The 13,224-nt window shown below is 69.9% G+C and carries 16 protein-coding genes and 1 pseudogene; 5 read left to right on the top strand and 12 right to left on the bottom strand.

All coding sequences use genetic code 11. From position 1 onward, the window contains the following. Window positions 1–50: 50 nt before the first annotated feature. Window positions 51–539 (bottom strand): hypothetical protein, encoded by a 489-nt coding sequence (locus QSK39_RS21440; RefSeq protein WP_285479543.1) that lies wholly within the window; start codon window positions 537–539, stop codon window positions 51–53. 130 nt (window positions 540–669) lie between these two features. On the opposite strand from QSK39_RS21440, the gene QSK39_RS21435 reads away from it, so the two are divergent. Next, window positions 670–3,774, top strand: a complete 3,105-nt coding sequence (locus QSK39_RS21435; protein WP_285479542.1) for an AfsR/SARP family transcriptional regulator — start codon at window positions 670–672, stop codon at window positions 3,772–3,774. Between the two features lie 9 nt (window positions 3,775–3,783). Here QSK39_RS21435 and QSK39_RS21430 read toward each other — a convergent pair. The 5 genes and pseudogenes from QSK39_RS21430 to QSK39_RS21410 form a co-directional block, all read right to left on the bottom strand. Continuing rightward, a pseudogene (locus tag QSK39_RS21430) lies at window positions 3,784–4,200 on the bottom strand (IS5 family transposase); the annotation flags it as partial. Then, window positions 4,176–4,367, bottom strand: a complete 192-nt coding sequence (locus tag QSK39_RS21425; RefSeq protein ID WP_285479541.1) for a hypothetical protein — start codon at window positions 4,365–4,367, stop codon at window positions 4,176–4,178. The pseudogene QSK39_RS21430 and the gene QSK39_RS21425, both read right to left, overlap by 25 nt. Before the next feature lie 25 nt (window positions 4,368–4,392). Further along, window positions 4,393–4,644 (bottom strand): hypothetical protein, encoded by a 252-nt coding sequence (locus QSK39_RS21420; protein ID WP_285479540.1) that lies wholly within the window; start codon window positions 4,642–4,644, stop codon window positions 4,393–4,395. Between the two features lie 213 nt (window positions 4,645–4,857). Next, on the bottom strand, window positions 4,858–6,651 hold the full coding sequence (locus QSK39_RS21415; RefSeq protein WP_285479539.1) for a thiamine pyrophosphate-requiring protein: 1,794 nt from the start codon (window positions 6,649–6,651) through the stop codon (window positions 4,858–4,860). A 179-nt stretch (window positions 6,652–6,830) separates the two neighbouring features. After that, a complete protein-coding gene (locus QSK39_RS21410; protein ID WP_285479941.1) occupies window positions 6,831–7,220 on the bottom strand; it encodes a DUF6292 family protein in 390 nt (129 codons plus the stop codon). A 202-nt stretch (window positions 7,221–7,422) separates the two neighbouring features. Here QSK39_RS21410 and QSK39_RS21405 point away from each other — a divergent pair, with 202 nt between their 5' ends. Further along, complete coding sequence (locus tag QSK39_RS21405; RefSeq protein WP_285479538.1) at window positions 7,423–7,725, top strand: hypothetical protein; 303 nt, start codon at window positions 7,423–7,425, stop codon at window positions 7,723–7,725. Here the strand turns inward: QSK39_RS21405 and QSK39_RS21400 are convergent. Then, on the bottom strand, window positions 7,709–8,182 hold the full coding sequence (locus QSK39_RS21400; RefSeq protein ID WP_285479537.1) for a DUF6292 family protein: 474 nt from the start codon (window positions 8,180–8,182) through the stop codon (window positions 7,709–7,711). The two genes, QSK39_RS21405 and QSK39_RS21400, sit on opposite strands and share 17 nt — an antisense overlap. A gap of 179 nt (window positions 8,183–8,361) precedes the next feature. Here QSK39_RS21400 and QSK39_RS21395 point away from each other — a divergent pair, with 179 nt between their 5' ends. Further along, window positions 8,362–8,925, top strand: a complete 564-nt coding sequence (locus QSK39_RS21395) for an ANTAR domain-containing response regulator (protein WP_285479536.1) — start codon at window positions 8,362–8,364, stop codon at window positions 8,923–8,925. Window positions 8,926–9,054: 129 nt separating this feature from the next. Here QSK39_RS21395 and QSK39_RS21390 read toward each other — a convergent pair whose 3' ends face one another. The 4 genes from QSK39_RS21390 to QSK39_RS21375 all read right to left on the bottom strand — a co-directional run bounded on the left by QSK39_RS21390 (window position 9,055) and on the right by QSK39_RS21375 (window position 11,384). Next, window positions 9,055–9,495 (bottom strand): SRPBCC family protein, encoded by a 441-nt coding sequence (locus QSK39_RS21390; protein WP_285479535.1) that lies wholly within the window; start codon window positions 9,493–9,495, stop codon window positions 9,055–9,057. A gap of 318 nt (window positions 9,496–9,813) precedes the next feature. After that, window positions 9,814–10,368: a kinase gene (locus QSK39_RS21385; RefSeq protein WP_285479534.1), complete on the bottom strand. Its 555-nt coding sequence runs from the start codon at window positions 10,366–10,368 to the stop codon at window positions 9,814–9,816. Between the two features lie 232 nt (window positions 10,369–10,600). Next, the gene (locus QSK39_RS21380) at window positions 10,601–10,822 is read right to left on the bottom strand and encodes a hypothetical protein (protein WP_285479533.1); all 222 of its coding nucleotides are present in this window, start codon (window positions 10,820–10,822) and stop codon (window positions 10,601–10,603) included. A gap of 58 nt (window positions 10,823–10,880) precedes the next feature. After that, on the bottom strand, window positions 10,881–11,384 hold the full coding sequence (locus tag QSK39_RS21375) for a MarR family winged helix-turn-helix transcriptional regulator (RefSeq protein ID WP_285479532.1): 504 nt from the start codon (window positions 11,382–11,384) through the stop codon (window positions 10,881–10,883). Window positions 11,385–11,467: 83 nt separating this feature from the next. On the opposite strand from QSK39_RS21375, the gene QSK39_RS21370 reads away from it, so the two are divergent. Then, window positions 11,468–11,839, top strand: coding sequence for a DoxX family protein (locus QSK39_RS21370; protein WP_285479531.1), 372 nt, complete (start codon window positions 11,468–11,470; stop codon window positions 11,837–11,839). A 30-nt stretch (window positions 11,840–11,869) separates the two neighbouring features. Next, the gene (locus QSK39_RS21365) at window positions 11,870–12,565 is read left to right on the top strand and encodes an SDR family NAD(P)-dependent oxidoreductase (protein ID WP_285479530.1); all 696 of its coding nucleotides are present in this window, start codon (window positions 11,870–11,872) and stop codon (window positions 12,563–12,565) included. A 3-nt stretch (window positions 12,566–12,568) separates the two neighbouring features. Here the strand turns inward: QSK39_RS21365 and QSK39_RS21360 are convergent, their stop codons facing one another. Beyond that, window positions 12,569–13,186: a TetR/AcrR family transcriptional regulator gene (locus QSK39_RS21360; RefSeq protein WP_285479529.1), complete on the bottom strand. Its 618-nt coding sequence runs from the start codon at window positions 13,184–13,186 to the stop codon at window positions 12,569–12,571. Window positions 13,187–13,224: the final 38 nt, after the last annotated feature.

Below are 13,224 nucleotides of genomic sequence, written 5' to 3'. Positions count from 1 at the left end.
GAATGCTCCCGCCTCGACGAGCGACACGCCTGACCTGATCACCGATCACGTCAGGCGTGACACACGGACTGGTCCTTGCGGCAGGCGATGGAAGCCTTGTTCCGGTGGTCGACGTCGGTCAGGGTGATGTTGACCTGCTGGACACCCCCTGGGACGTCGGTCGCCAAGGGGAAGTCGTCGATGGTGCCGGTCAGGCACGCGCCTCGGACTTCCCAGATGTCGGTCACCCGCGTGTTCCCCTGGTAACCGGCGTAAGCGACGTCCACGCACTCGCCGGTTTTGACGGCCAAGGCCTGGTTCGAGAAGGTCACCGTCCTGCCGGACGTCGACCAGCTCAGGTTCCCCGTGAGGTGGCCGACGATCGTGCCGGAGCTGTGCCGCACGATCACCTCGAATCCGGCCGGCGCCGCGGTGGCGACCGGAGCCCCGGCGACGATGGCCGCCGCAGCCGCGGCGCCCACGGCGACCGCTTTCACCCGGCGGCCCGGGTTGCCGATCAGCGTGCCCGGTGAGCGGCGTGTTTTCGTGCTGATTCCCATCGTCGGTCTTCCTCTCGTCAACCGTGTTCGACTGGCGACCGAAGCCTCACAATGCTCACTGCAGTAGCGCTGCAGGCTTACGGAAAGTAGCTGGCCGGAGGTACTATCGCGCCGGGAGGGGGATACTCGCATGCCCGGAATTCGGTTCGGTGTACTCGGTCCGGTCGCTGCCTGGCGCGGGGTGGACGCGCTCGAAGTGGGCTCCGGCAAATGCCTCCTGGTGCTCGCGGTGCTGCTGTTGCACGCCGATCACCGGGTGGACCGCGATCAGATCATCGAGGGCGTCTGGGGCGCAAAGCCGCCGAGGAGCGCGGTGAACCTCGTCCAGAAGTACGTCGGGGAGGTGCGCCGATCGCTGGAGCTGGACGACGGCTCGCTGGAGACGGTCGGTACGGGGTATGCGTTGCGGGTGGTTCCCGACCAGCTCGACAGCGCCCGGTTCACGTCCGGCCTCGCGCGGGCTCGGGCGGCGAAGAGCGACGGCGACCCGGCCGCCGCGCGACAGCACCTCGCCGAGGCGATGGCGCTGTGGCGCGGGCCCGCCTTCTCCGGTCTCGACACCCCGGCGGCCAGCACCGAACGCGCCCGGCTGGAGGAGTACCGCCTCGGCGCGCTGGAAGACCTCGCCGAGCTCGATCTGCTGCGCGGGGAGCACGCGCTGGCCATCCCCGAGCTGTCCCGGCTGGCCGGCGAGCACCCGTACCGCGAACGCGCGCGGGAGCTGCTGATGCTCGCGCTCTACCGCAGCGGCCGCCAAGGCGACGCGCTCGCCGTGTTCCACGACGTCAAGCGCCTGCTGGCCGACGAGCTCGGCGCGGACCCCGGGCACGGGCTGCGGCGCGTGCACGCGCAGATCCTGCGCGCGGACCCGGTACTCGACCTGGCCACCGTGACCGGGGCGCTGCCCGACATTCCCGCGCCCTCCGCGCGGGTGGCTGCCGACCGGTGGGATGAACTGCAACCGGCCGCGATCGAGGACCGGGTCGACGCGGACTTGCAGCTCGGCCGCACTGACGAGCTCGTCGACGAACTGACCGCGGAGATCGCCGCGTATCCGCTGTGCGAACGGCCCCGTGCGCACCTGATGACGGTGCTTGCCCGTTCCGGGCGGATACCGGAAGCGCTGGACGTCTACCTGGATCTGCGTCGGACCATGGTCACCGAGCTCGGCGTCGAGCCGTCATCTGCGCTGCGCGCACTGCACGCCGGCGTGCTGCGCGGTGAACCGACGCTGCGACCCGCGGTCACCGCCCCTCGCGAGGTGAACCGGCCGCAACAGCTACCGGTGGATCTCGCCGGCTTCACCGGCCGAGCGGACCTGCTGGCCGAGCTGGCCTCCGACCTGCGCGCGCCGGACCGGCGCGAGCCGCTGGTGCTGACCATCTCCGGCGTCGGCGGCCTCGGAAAAACGACGTTCGCGGTGCGGCTGGCACACCAGGTCCGCGACGCGTACCCGGACGGCCAGCTGTTCGCGACACTGGGGGACTCCAGCGCCGCAACGGTGCTTCCCCGGTTCCTGCGCGCACTGGGCATCCCCGTCGACATGGTGCCCTCTGACCTCGACGAGTGTTCGGCGCTGCTGAGGGATCTGCTCGCCGACAGCAAGGTGCTGATCGTGCTCGACAACGTGCAGCACGAACGGCAGGTCCGGCCGCTGCTGCCCGCCGCGCCCGGCTGCGCGGTCCTCGTCACCAGCCGCCAGTCGCTCAGCGGGCTGGAGCACGGCAGGCGCGTCCGGCCCGGCCTGCTCGGCGACGAGGACGCGGCCAGGCTGCTCGGCACGATCACCGGCGTGCGGCACGCGCCCGACGAGCCGCTGCTGGCGCACTGCGGCGGTCTGCCGCTCGCCCTGCGGGTCGCGGGCGCGCTGCTCGCCGAACGCCCCCATTGGGACACCGCGGACCTGGCCGAACGGCTGACGGCCGAGCGGACCCGGCTGGACTGGCTCGCGGTCGGCGACCTCGCCGTCCGCGCCAGCTTCGCGATCAGCTATCACCAGCTGCCCGCCACACACCAGATCCTGTTCCGCAGGCTGGGCTCGCTGGGCGTGCCGACCTTCGGAGCGTGGCTGGCCGCCGCGGTGCTGGGGATCGACGCGCGCGCGGCCGAGCGGATGCTGGAGGACCTCGTCGGCTGCAACCTCGTGGAACCCGCCGGCCGGGTCGCGGACGCGGTCCGTTACCGGCTGCACGACCTGTTGCGGTGCTTCGCGGCCGAGAAGGCCGAGGAGGAACCGGCGCCTGCACGTCGGCAGACCATCACCAGGGCTCTCGGCGGATGGCTCCACCTCAGCGAACAGGCGGCGGCCCGGCTGCCGCGAAGCGTATTGACCCCGGCACCCGGCGACGCGAGCCGGTGGCAGCCCGGCAGCGAGCCGATCACAGACCCCACGGAGTGGTTCGAAGCCGAGCTGCCCGCGCTGCACGCGGCCATCAAGATCGCCGTCGCCGAGGGGATGGCCGACCACAGCTGGGAACTGGCCGTCATGTGCCAGCAGTACTTCGACCACAGTGGCCGCAACGAGGTGTGGTTCCAGTTCACCACCGACGCGCTCGCCGGGGTTTCCGACGGCCGCGGCCGGGCCGCGCTCCTGCTCGGGCTCGGGCAGTTGCACATCTACCGGGACCGGTTCCCGGAGGCGTTCGCCGCGCTACGGGAGTCGTTGGCGATCAGCGAAGAGCTGGGCGACGTGCCGGGGATCGCGCGTGCGCTCGGCGGCCTGGCCACCACCTACCGGGTCACCGGCCAAGCCGGCGCGGCACTGGATTTCAACGCGCGCGCGACCGTACTGGCGATCGAGACCGGCGACCGCCACCTCGAGATCCAGCTCCGCGCCGGAGCGGCGACGCTGCACCTGGCCGAGGGCAGGCCCGAGCGAGCCTGGACGCTGCTGGAAGAGGCGTTGGAACGAGCCATGACACTGGGCGACGACCACCGCACTGCCGCCGTGTTGACCCGCTGCGGCGAGTTCAACATCAAGCAGAACGCTCCGGCGAAGGCGTTGCGGCAGTTGACGCGGGCGCTGGAGATCGTGGAAGGCCAGCGAGATCGGCGCTGCACCGCGCGGGTACAGCTCCACCTGGGCCGGGCCCACGCGATGCTCGGCAACACGGCGACGGCGATCGACGTGCTGGCCGCCGCCTGCTCACTGTTCGTCGAACTCGGTGACGGGCAGAACGAGGCCAACTGCGCGTTCGAACTGGCCCATGCCGCCCATGGCCGGCCAACAGACTAGGGCCTGTCCTCAAAGCCGGAGGAGCAGAGTGGCCAGGTCGATCAAGCCTCGGCAGGACGTAGCGGTCTTGTCGAAGCGGGTGGCGATGGCACGGAACTGCTTGAGGCGGTCGAAGCAGCGTTCGACGATGTTGCGGCGCCGGTAGGCGACACGGTCGAAGGACGGTGGACGGCCACCGGCCCGGCCCCGGCGCAGCCGGTTGGCTCGTTGGTCCCGGCGTTCGGGAATGGTCGCCGGGATGTGGCGTCGGCGCAGATAGCTGCGGGTGGCGCGACTGGAGTAGCCCTTGTCCGCCAGCACCCGCCACGGCCGGGTCGCAGGTCGCCCCGGACCCCGGCGGCGGAGTTCGATACCCGCCATGACCGTGGTGAACTGGGTGCAGTCGTTGACGTTGCCGCCGGTCAACACGACCGACAGGCTGGAGCCTCGCGCCGATCGGTCACCGGCTTGCCGTCGGGCGCGGCGTATGCGGTGAGAACGATCAGGCCGGTCGCAGCCGCGGGGGTGGAGCGGACCTCCGTCGCGTCCGGCGTGATCCCGCGGCTCGGAAACCCGTTCAGTTCGGATTCGGTGGACGAGGCGATCGTGGACATGCGCGGCGTTCCCGAACTTGGCTGCTCAGCTGAGTGCCGTGGCGAATGCGGCGCAACCCGGAACCGGCTCGATCACGAGACCGGCGGTGTCGACGACGTACTCGAACTCGTCGCGGTCGGTGTGGCGGGCCAGCAGCCGCTCGGGCTCGACCATCGCCGTCCAGATCGCGCCGGGAAGCCGGCCGCCGAACCCGCCCGCGGCGTAGGTGCGGGCGACGTCGCGGGAATCGGTCCAGGACCAGTCCGCACGTCGGTCGGCGACCGATCCCCGATACAACCATTACCAACGCGAATACCTCGGCTGGGGCGTTTTCGCGTTGATGAACCGCTGACACCAGTGGCCGAGTGAGTCCCGGTGCCACCGCACCGGGACTCACTCAAATCGTCATATCGGCATACAGGACGTTGGCTCGCGTCTTTTGGTTGCCCTGTCGTTCAGCGGGGACGGCCTCACTAAGGGCGGACGCGCCCGTCTGTTCACCCTCGGGCGTCAGTTCTTCCTGCCCGGGAGGAACTCCTGCAGCTTCGTCTTGACCCCCTGCACGACGAGGTGGAACGCGTCCGGGTCGCCCTTCAGCACCGCCTGGGCGGCCGACTTCATCTGCTCGAACGTCGCGTGCGGTGGGATCGGCGGCACCTCCGGGTCGCAGCGGACGTCGAGCACGGCTGCCTTACCCGCGGACAGCGCTGTCTCCCACGCCGGGCCGAGCTGGTCGGGCTTGTCGACGGTGATCGCGGCGAGCCCGAGCGACAGCGCGAAACCGGCGTAGTCGACGTCGGGCAAGCTCTGGGACTCCTCGAACTTCGGTGCGCCGCCCATCGCGCGCAGCTCCCAGGTGACCTGGTTGAGGTCGTTGTTGTGGAACACGCAGATCACGCAGGTCGGATCGCTCCACAGGTGCTGGTAGCGGGCGATGGTGATCAGTTCGGCCAGCCCGTTCATCTGCATGGCCCCGTCGCCTACGAGGGCGATCACCGGCCGGTCGGGGTGGGCGAACTTCGCGCCGATCGCGTAGGGCACACCCGGGCCCATCGTCGCCAGCGTGCCCGAGAGCGACGCGCGGATGTCGCCGCGGATGCGCAGGTTGCGGGCGTACCAGTTGGTGGAGGACCCGGAGTCCGCGGTGACGATGGCGTTGTCCGGGATCCGGCGCGACAGCTCGGACACGATGGCCATCGGGTTGACCGGGTCGGCGTCGACCTCGGCTTCCTTCTCGACGGTGTCCCACCAGGAGGTGACGTTCTTCTCGATCGTCTCGCGCCAGGAGCGGTCCGGTTTGCTCGTCAGCTTGGGCAGTAGCGCGCGCAGGGTGGCCGCGGCGTCGCCGACGAGGTTGACCTCAGTCGGGTAGCGCATCCCGATGAGCCGGCCGTCCAGGTCGATCTGCACCGCTCGCGCCTGGCCGAAGTCGGGCAGGAACTGGCTGTAGGGGAAGTTCGAGCCGACGATCAGCAGGGTGTCGCAGTCGCGCATGAGCTCGTAGCTCGGCCGGGTGCCGAGCAGTCCGATCGCACCGGTCACATAGGACAGCTCGTCGGACAGGACGTCTTTACCCAGCAACGCCTTCGCCACCCCGGCACCGGTGACTTCGGCGAGCTGGCGAACTTCTTCGGCCGCGCCGCGTGCGCCCTGTCCGATGAGGACGGCGACCTTCTCGCCGGCGTTGAGCACTTCGGCCGCAGCGTAGAGGTCACGCTCGGGCGGCACGGGGGCCGACCAGGAGGTGCCCGGCGGGCTGGAGGGCACCTGCTTGAAGGCGTGCTTCGGTGCCTGATAGGGCTCTTCCTGCAGGTCGGCGGGGATGATCAAGGCCGTGGGACAGCGCGACGACTGCGCGGTGCGGATCGCCCTGTCGAGTGCGTTGGGCAGTTGCTCGGCGACGTTGACTTCGACGAGGTATTCGCTGGCGACGTCCTTGAACAGTGCCTGCAGGTCGATTTCCTGCTGGTAGCTGCCGCCCATCGCGCTGCGCGCGGTCTGCCCGACGATGGCGACGACGGGGACGTGGTCGAGCTTCGCGTCGTAGAGGCCGTTGAGCAGGTGGATGGCGCCCGGGCCGGAGGTGGCCATGCAGACGCCGACGTTGCCGCTGAACTTCGCGTAGCCGACGGCCGAGAAGGCGGCCATTTCCTCGTGCCGCGCTTGGACGAAACGGGGCTGGTTGTCGGCTTTGCCGAAGGAGGCAACGAGGCCGTTGATTCCGTCGCCCGGATAGGCGAAGACCTGCTCGAGACCCCATTCGCGCAACCGCTGGAGCAGGTAGTCGCCGACCGTCTGGGCCATGGGGAACTCCTCACGCGTATGTCCAAGGTGCTGGTGGATATCCGATGGCGGGGCCGGTATGCCCTGGCTGCCGCGGCGCTGGACGCGGGCCGAACAGGCGCGCGCCCGGGGTTGCGACAACCGCATCCGAATTCGGTCGACGGGCGCTCGATCGAGCCGGCGTGGAGCAGCAAGCGCCGCTACCGGCTCCTGCTGGGCGGGCTGCTTGAGCGGGCTGCGCGAGTGCGGGTCAGGTCGATCGAGTGCCGGTCGAGCAACAGGGCAAGCCGGTCACCGTCGGTCTGACGGCGGACGAGTCGTTCTCCGCGAGCGGCCAAAGCCTGGACGGCGAAGTCCGCAACGGCTCGGGGAGCGGGACGAGCCGGCCCGGCCAGGACGGCTATCACGCGCATCGCACCGGACGCGCGGTCGGCTCCGGCGAGCTGCCAGCCACCGTGGGCTTCCCAGGTCAGGAGCCGATCACGGGCCGGGCGGTCGGCCGTGCGGCCGGCGAAGCGGATCTGCCCGCACATCGGTTCGCCGGCGTCGGCCGCCGTGTCCTCAACCGGCAATCTCAGCTCCGCAGCCACAGCGTGGAGATAGTCCGGGAACTCGTGATCGGTCTTCACAGCCCACCTGCCTTCACCTCAGACACCGTCCGCAGGCGACACTTACCCCGGCTGCGGCGAGTTAATCGCCGAACGGTTCGCGCGAAGTTTCCGCCTTGTCCACGTGGGGTACCAGGGCGGCGCGCACCAGGTCGACGGTGCTTCGCAAGGCAGGAGGGTGCAGATGACAGCGGGGACGAGGGAGTGGCTCGACACCGGCGACGTCCGCGATGATCTCGAAGTCATCCTGGCGCAGCTGTCCGGACGACAGCTGCGACTGCTCCGCCGGTTGGCCATACCGGGGCCGCACCCGGTGGACCGGACCGAAATGGACGAAGTCCGGGCGGTGAACTGGATCGCGGAAGCATTCTGGTTCCGCCACCCGCTGCTGGAGGTCGGCCCCGAGGGCGTGGTCATCGCAGCGCCGGCAGCGAACTTGGTCACCGGCCTGCTCGCAGCTCGATTCCCGATCAAGTCGGTTGCCTGACGCGCGACGCGCGTGCCGACGTTCGTTCGCGGACTACGGCATCCATCTCAGCGAAACCGGCTGCCGTGCGGATGCTCACCGCATCGAGGAGCCCGATGCGGTGATCGTCCTCGCGCAACGCCTTGACGAACCCCGCGACCCAGGGAGGTGGCGGGATGATGGTGATGCCGCCGAGGTAGCGGACGAGGATGAGGTCCTCGCTGGACTGCGTTTCGACGGCGGCGGTCCAGCCGTGCGGTTCGACCCACAGCAGCGCGACGTCGTGGTCGGGGTATCCGGGCAGGCGCTCGACGAGGGCGACGTACGGCGAGACGGGTGTCGGGGTCGATGGTGCAGGATTCCAGGCCGATGCCGAGCGCGTTCGTGACGTCGGCGAGGTAGCCCCGCAGCCCGAGGAGGGCGGGGTGGCCGACCTCGATGTGCAGCGATGCGGTCGCGGGTGGTGCCTTTCACTCACGTCCGTGCCCGCGCAGAACCGGTCGGGTGTTGCCTGTCCTGCGCGGGCGCAATGCCGTCAGGCCCGGATTTCCGGTCGCTGTCAGCCAGTCGAGCGCGGCGGGCGTGTCGCGGTAGCTGAGGTAAGCATGCAGGTTCGCCGAGGCTACGGTCATCTCCAGTTCGTCGGCCGGGATCGCGGTGGACGGACCGGCGGAGTGGCCCGGGCAGTCCCCGGGCCACTCCGTACAGCCCTCAGTGCGGCTACGTGCGTACTACGCCGGCGAGGGCCCCTGCCTGGAGGCAGCCAGCACCAGTGAAGTTCACCGGGTCAAAGTGGCCGAAGCGACCCGGCGGTGGCCAGCGTTCACCGCGGCCGCCGGCCAGGAGACGGTAGGCAGCTACCTGTCCGCGCCGTTGTTCATCGACCGCGAGTACCGAGGTTCGCTCAACCTCTACGGCGTGGCCGACAACGGTTTCGACGCCCTCGACGAAGCTCTGCTGGAGCTCTACACCACCGCCACCGAAGCCGCCCTGCGCAGCGCACGCCGCTATGCGAGCGCCAGAGAAACGATCGCGCAGCTGCGCACGGCGCTGACGTCACGGGCTGTCATCGACGAGGCCAAGGGCATCCCGATGGCGCTGCACCGCATCTCGGCCGACGACGCTTTCCAGATGCTGGTCAAGCAGTCCCAGGACCGCAACATCAAGCTGCGCGAGGTCGCCGAGCGGTTCGTCGCCGAGATGCTGAGCGCACCCAGCTGACCTCAACATGGGGTGAAGGATGGCCGACGGTCGACACTGGCTGAACTGTCGCGCAGACCTGGGCTCTCGGCATAGCGGATGGCTGAGGCGGCCGGGACTTGTAGCCCCGGCCACCGCAGCTGTGATCGGTCAGCGGGCCTCGATAACGGTCTTGAACTCGGCAGCAGCGCGCTCGACCTTCTTCTGCGGATCCGCCAGCAGCGAGGCGACGGCCTCACCGAGCTTGCCGGCCGGGGGCTCGTAGTCCAGGGCGATTTCTACACCGGTGCGGCCGTTGCCCTTGTCGTCGAAGCGGATGACACCGGAGTTCTTCACGTCCGGGTCGGCGTCGTCGACGGTTGTCCAGGCGATCTTGTGCGGTGCCGCGTCCTCGACAATGCGCGCGTCCCACTCCACCGTCGATCCGGCCGGTCCGCTGACTGCCCAGTGGGTTCGGTCGGCGTCGCCGTCGGCGGCCTGAACGGATTTGACGTCCGAGAACACCTGCGGCAGGCGGGTCAGGGGCCGCCACCAGTCGTAGCACGCCTGCACGGGAGCATCGACCTCGACATAGTGCGCGACAGCAGCCATCACGGCCTCCTCAACGATCGGTGGAAACAACAGCCGGACTTCGTCAGCTCCGGTCGCTTCCCGCGTACCCGGGACGTTCCGGGGTGTAAACGACACCAACGGGTGGGCAACGCCATTGTCGTGATTCCCGCGTCGTGGTTTCGGCTCTCGCGCACCGGGTATCGGCGAGCGCTGGTGAAGCGTGTCGCGGATGGCCCCTGTGATCATCATCGTGGGAAGTGTCGCTGTGCTCGCCTACTTCGCCGGGCCGGTGACCGCCGGAGTTGTCACGTCGGCCGCGCGGCCTGGATTGCACGCCGCAGGCGCCACGCGCGCGGCCTATGACGCGTCGGGCTCGTTCCTGGCCACGTACGCGACGATCCTGTCCACCGAGGCCTTCGTCGACGAGGTGGTGTCGATGATCTGTTCGCCCGGCGCGTCGAGGCGCCCGCTGGCTGCGTACCAGCCATGCATGTCCTCAGCGGTGAATTCCTCGGCCTGGGGGCGGGTGGCGTGGCGGCGGACGGTCTCGGCGAAGGGCACGTCGAAGTAGAAGAAGGTGGTGTGGCCGCGGTGGTCGGCGGCGAGCCGGCGCAACATCGGCCCGTAGCGAGCTGCGGTGAGGATGCCCTCGAGGATGACGTGGTAGCCGGCGTCGAGGCTGAATCGACAGACCGTCGCGATGAGCGCGATGTTCAGCCCGCCGGGGACATCGTGTTCGCGCAGGACGACCCGCCGCAGGACGTCCTGCTGGACCAGCGCGACGCCGTGGCCGAGCCGGGCGCGCACGGCGGTGGCGACTGTGGTCTTACCGGCGCCGGAGGGGCCTCGGAGCACGACCAGGTGGGTGTGGGGTGAACCGGTCGGTCCGCTCGGCGGTTCCTGCGGTGTCATTGCGGCCGGTCTCGCGGCGCCGTCGGAGGCGGCAGCGTGGTGCCTGGTCGACCCGGTATCGTCGAGGGGTGGATCGGGTCTGCCTATTCCGTGCTGGCGGAAGGTGTGCGTCGGCGTCAGCAAATTCCGATTCCTCGGCGGTGCCAGAACACCTCGGCTCGAGCGGGAGGGGATAGCTGCGGTCAGGCCGAGGGGCGCAAGGTGACGTCGACTTCTGGGCGCCGCGGGGTGCTCATACGCAGGCTTGGCGCCACTGCAAGGCTGCATGCCACGTGTCGATCAAGACCTCGTCGTCGGCGAGGCCGGGTGAGACGCCGAGCGGCACCCACGTCTGCTCCACCGGCTCTTCGCCCTGCTTGCGCACGGCGCCGCGTGTCGAGCAGGTCCAGGTCCACCGCATCCCCGTATCTTCGTATTCGATCAGGTTCCAGCCGGGTTTGGCCGTGCCGGCCACCGGCGGTTAAATGACCACCTTCAGCTACCTCGCGCCTATCGTGACCGAGTTCGCGGAGTCAGTCCTGGAGCCGGCAGTCTTCGGAATCACGCTCTTCCCGGTGGGCGGTCCGCGCGACCCGCTCCAGCAGCGTGCGCAGCTGCTGTTGTTCGGCGGAATCCAGGTCGGACAGCAGCCGCGCCTCGGCCTTGCCCAGGCGTTCGCGGGCTTCGTTCAGCGCGCGGGTGCCCTTTTCCGTGATGAGCACCTGGCGCGCCCGGCGGTCGGCGGGGTCCGGCTGCCTGGTGAGCAGGCCCTCGGCTTCGAGGTCGTCGAGCAGGTAGGTCATCACGGTCTTGTTGAGCGTCAGCTGCTGGGCGATCGCGAGCTGGGAGCGGGGCGGTCCCGACACGACGGCCATCAGCACCAGGTAACCCCGGGGACCGCCGGGCAACGCGGCGACGGAACCCGTGGCCGTCCGGCGAAACGCGCCCGATACCACCCGCAGCGCCCACCCGAGGTCGCTGTCGAGGTCGAGGGGTTCGTCGGCCGGCGGCTTGCGTCCGGAGGCTGGGGGCGTCACCACGTGATCGTAGGCGGCCGCCGAGATGGTTCGCAAGATAGATGGGTTGTCAGGTGGATAGTCTAGTGAGTAGATTATCTGCCATGAATATCGGTCTGTGGGTCATCGCCGGCCTGGTCGCTGCCGGCTTCCTGCTCTCCGGCGGGTTCAAGCTCGCCCAGCCGCACGAGAAGTACGTCGCGGCACAACCTTGGGCCGACGACGCGCCGCGGTGGGCGCCGCGCGCGATCGGCGCGCTGGAGGTGCTGGGCGCGATCGGCCTGATCCTGCCCGCCGCGGCCGGGATCGCACCGGTCCTGGTCCCGATCGCCGCGACCGGCCTGGCCCTGGTGATGGCCGGCGCCGTGGTGCTGCACCTGCGGCGCGGTGAGGTCCCGGCGCTGGTGCCCAGCGGGGTGCTGCTGGTCCTGGCGACGGTGGTGGCGTGGGGCCGGTTCGGGCCGTACGCGTTCTGACCCGCATCCTCCAAAACGAAAGGAAATCCCGTGCCCATCGCCCTGGTGACCGGCGCCAACCGCGGACTCGGCTTCGAAACGGCCCGGCAACTCGCCGCCGCCGGCTTCGACCTCTACCTCGCCGCTCGTGACGAAGGCAAAGCCGCTTCCGCGGCAGCGGAACTGGGCGTGCGGCCGCTCGTCCTGGACGTCACCGACGACGACTCCGTGACGGCGGCGGCCGAGCTCGTCGAGCGTGAACAAGGCCGCCTCGACGTGCTCGTCAACAACGCCGCCCGGCGACCGGAGCTGACGCCCGCGGCCGACGTGACCGCCGTCGACGCGGGGAGGGTCTTCGGCACCAACGTCGTCGGGGTGGTGCGGGTCATGCACGCTTTCCTCCCGCTGCTGCAGAAGTCCGGGTCCGGCGTCGTCGTCAAGGTCGGCAGCGGCACCGGGGCGTTCGGCCGCGTCCACGACCCGTCCCGGCTGGAGTCCCGCCTCGTCGAAATCCCTTACACGGCATCGAAAGCAGCGCTATCGATGCTGACGGTGCAGTACGCGAAGGCGTTCCCGGGCCTCAGGATCAACGTCGTCGACCCCGGACCCACGGCGACCGGCATGAACTCCCTGCCCGGCGTGCAGCCCGTCGAGATCGGTGCGGCGCCGATCGTGCGGGCGGCGCGGTTCACGCCGGCGGACGTCACCGGCAGCTTCCTCGACGCCACCGGCGTCTCCCCGTGGTGATCGTCAAGACGGCGGCGGCACGCGACGCTCGATGGCCGGCCACAGGGCGTCGAGGGCCGCGTCCACCAGCCTGACGCGAGGCACCGCGGGGTGGTCGTGCCACCAGAGCGCGAGGGCGCGCAGGGAAGCGGCGATGATCTCGATCAGCATTTCGGTGTCGAGCTCGTCCGTGGTCAGCACGTCGGTGACGAAGGGAGCCAGCGCCGACCGGCTCGCCCGGGTGGCGTCGGCCTGCGCCTGGCGGGCCCCTTCGTCGGCGGTGGCGACCTGGAACAGGACGGGGATCGACCTCCGGCGCCGCTCGACGTGGGCGAACCAGGCGTCGAGCGAGGCGGCGAACCGCTCCCGCAGCGGTTCCGCGGTGGCGAACGTGACCTGCCAGGCGGCGCGCAGCCGGGCGTACTCGGCGGCCAGCACCTCCTGGAACAGCGCGAGCTTCGAGGGGAAGTGGTCGTAGAGCACCGGTGCCGAGATCCCCGAGCGCCGGGCGATCTCGTCGATCGGCGCCCCGTCGTACCCGCGTTCGGCGAAGACCTCGGTCGCGCTCTCGACGATCACCGCGCGCCGCTTCGCCGCGGACATCCGCCGCTTCGGAGGAGCGGCCTCGGGCTCTCTTGACATCCGGTCACTCCTGCCTGACGCTTAACCTAACGATCACT

Origin of the sequence: Amycolatopsis sp. NBRC 101858 (assembly GCF_030269325.1) — a bacterium.
Taxonomy (GTDB): domain Bacteria; phylum Actinomycetota; class Actinomycetes; order Mycobacteriales; family Pseudonocardiaceae; genus Amycolatopsis; species Amycolatopsis ponsaeliensis.
This window is presented reverse-complemented; position numbering and strand designations above follow the sequence as displayed.

Excerpts from the sequence above, each read along its gene's own strand:
- QSK39_RS21440 (WP_285479543.1), bottom strand. The coding sequence starts at position 539 with ATGGGAATCAGCACGAAAACACGCCGCTCACCGGGCACGCTGATCGGC.
- QSK39_RS21435 (WP_285479542.1), top strand. The coding sequence starts at position 670 with ATGCCCGGAATTCGGTTCGGTGTACTCGGTCCGGTCGCTGCCTGGCGC.
- QSK39_RS21425 (WP_285479541.1), bottom strand. The coding sequence starts at position 4,367 with ATGTCCACGATCGCCTCGTCCACCGAATCCGAACTGAACGGGTTTCCG.
- QSK39_RS21415 (WP_285479539.1), bottom strand. The coding sequence starts at position 6,651 with ATGGCCCAGACGGTCGGCGACTACCTGCTCCAGCGGTTGCGCGAATGG.
- QSK39_RS21405 (WP_285479538.1), top strand. The coding sequence starts at position 7,423 with ATGACAGCGGGGACGAGGGAGTGGCTCGACACCGGCGACGTCCGCGAT.
- QSK39_RS21390 (WP_285479535.1), bottom strand. The coding sequence starts at position 9,495 with ATGGCTGCTGTCGCGCACTATGTCGAGGTCGATGCTCCCGTGCAGGCG.
- QSK39_RS21385 (WP_285479534.1), bottom strand. The coding sequence starts at position 10,368 with ATGACACCGCAGGAACCGCCGAGCGGACCGACCGGTTCACCCCACACC.
- QSK39_RS21370 (WP_285479531.1), top strand. The coding sequence starts at position 11,468 with ATGAATATCGGTCTGTGGGTCATCGCCGGCCTGGTCGCTGCCGGCTTC.
- QSK39_RS21360 (WP_285479529.1), bottom strand. The coding sequence starts at position 13,186 with ATGTCAAGAGAGCCCGAGGCCGCTCCTCCGAAGCGGCGGATGTCCGCG.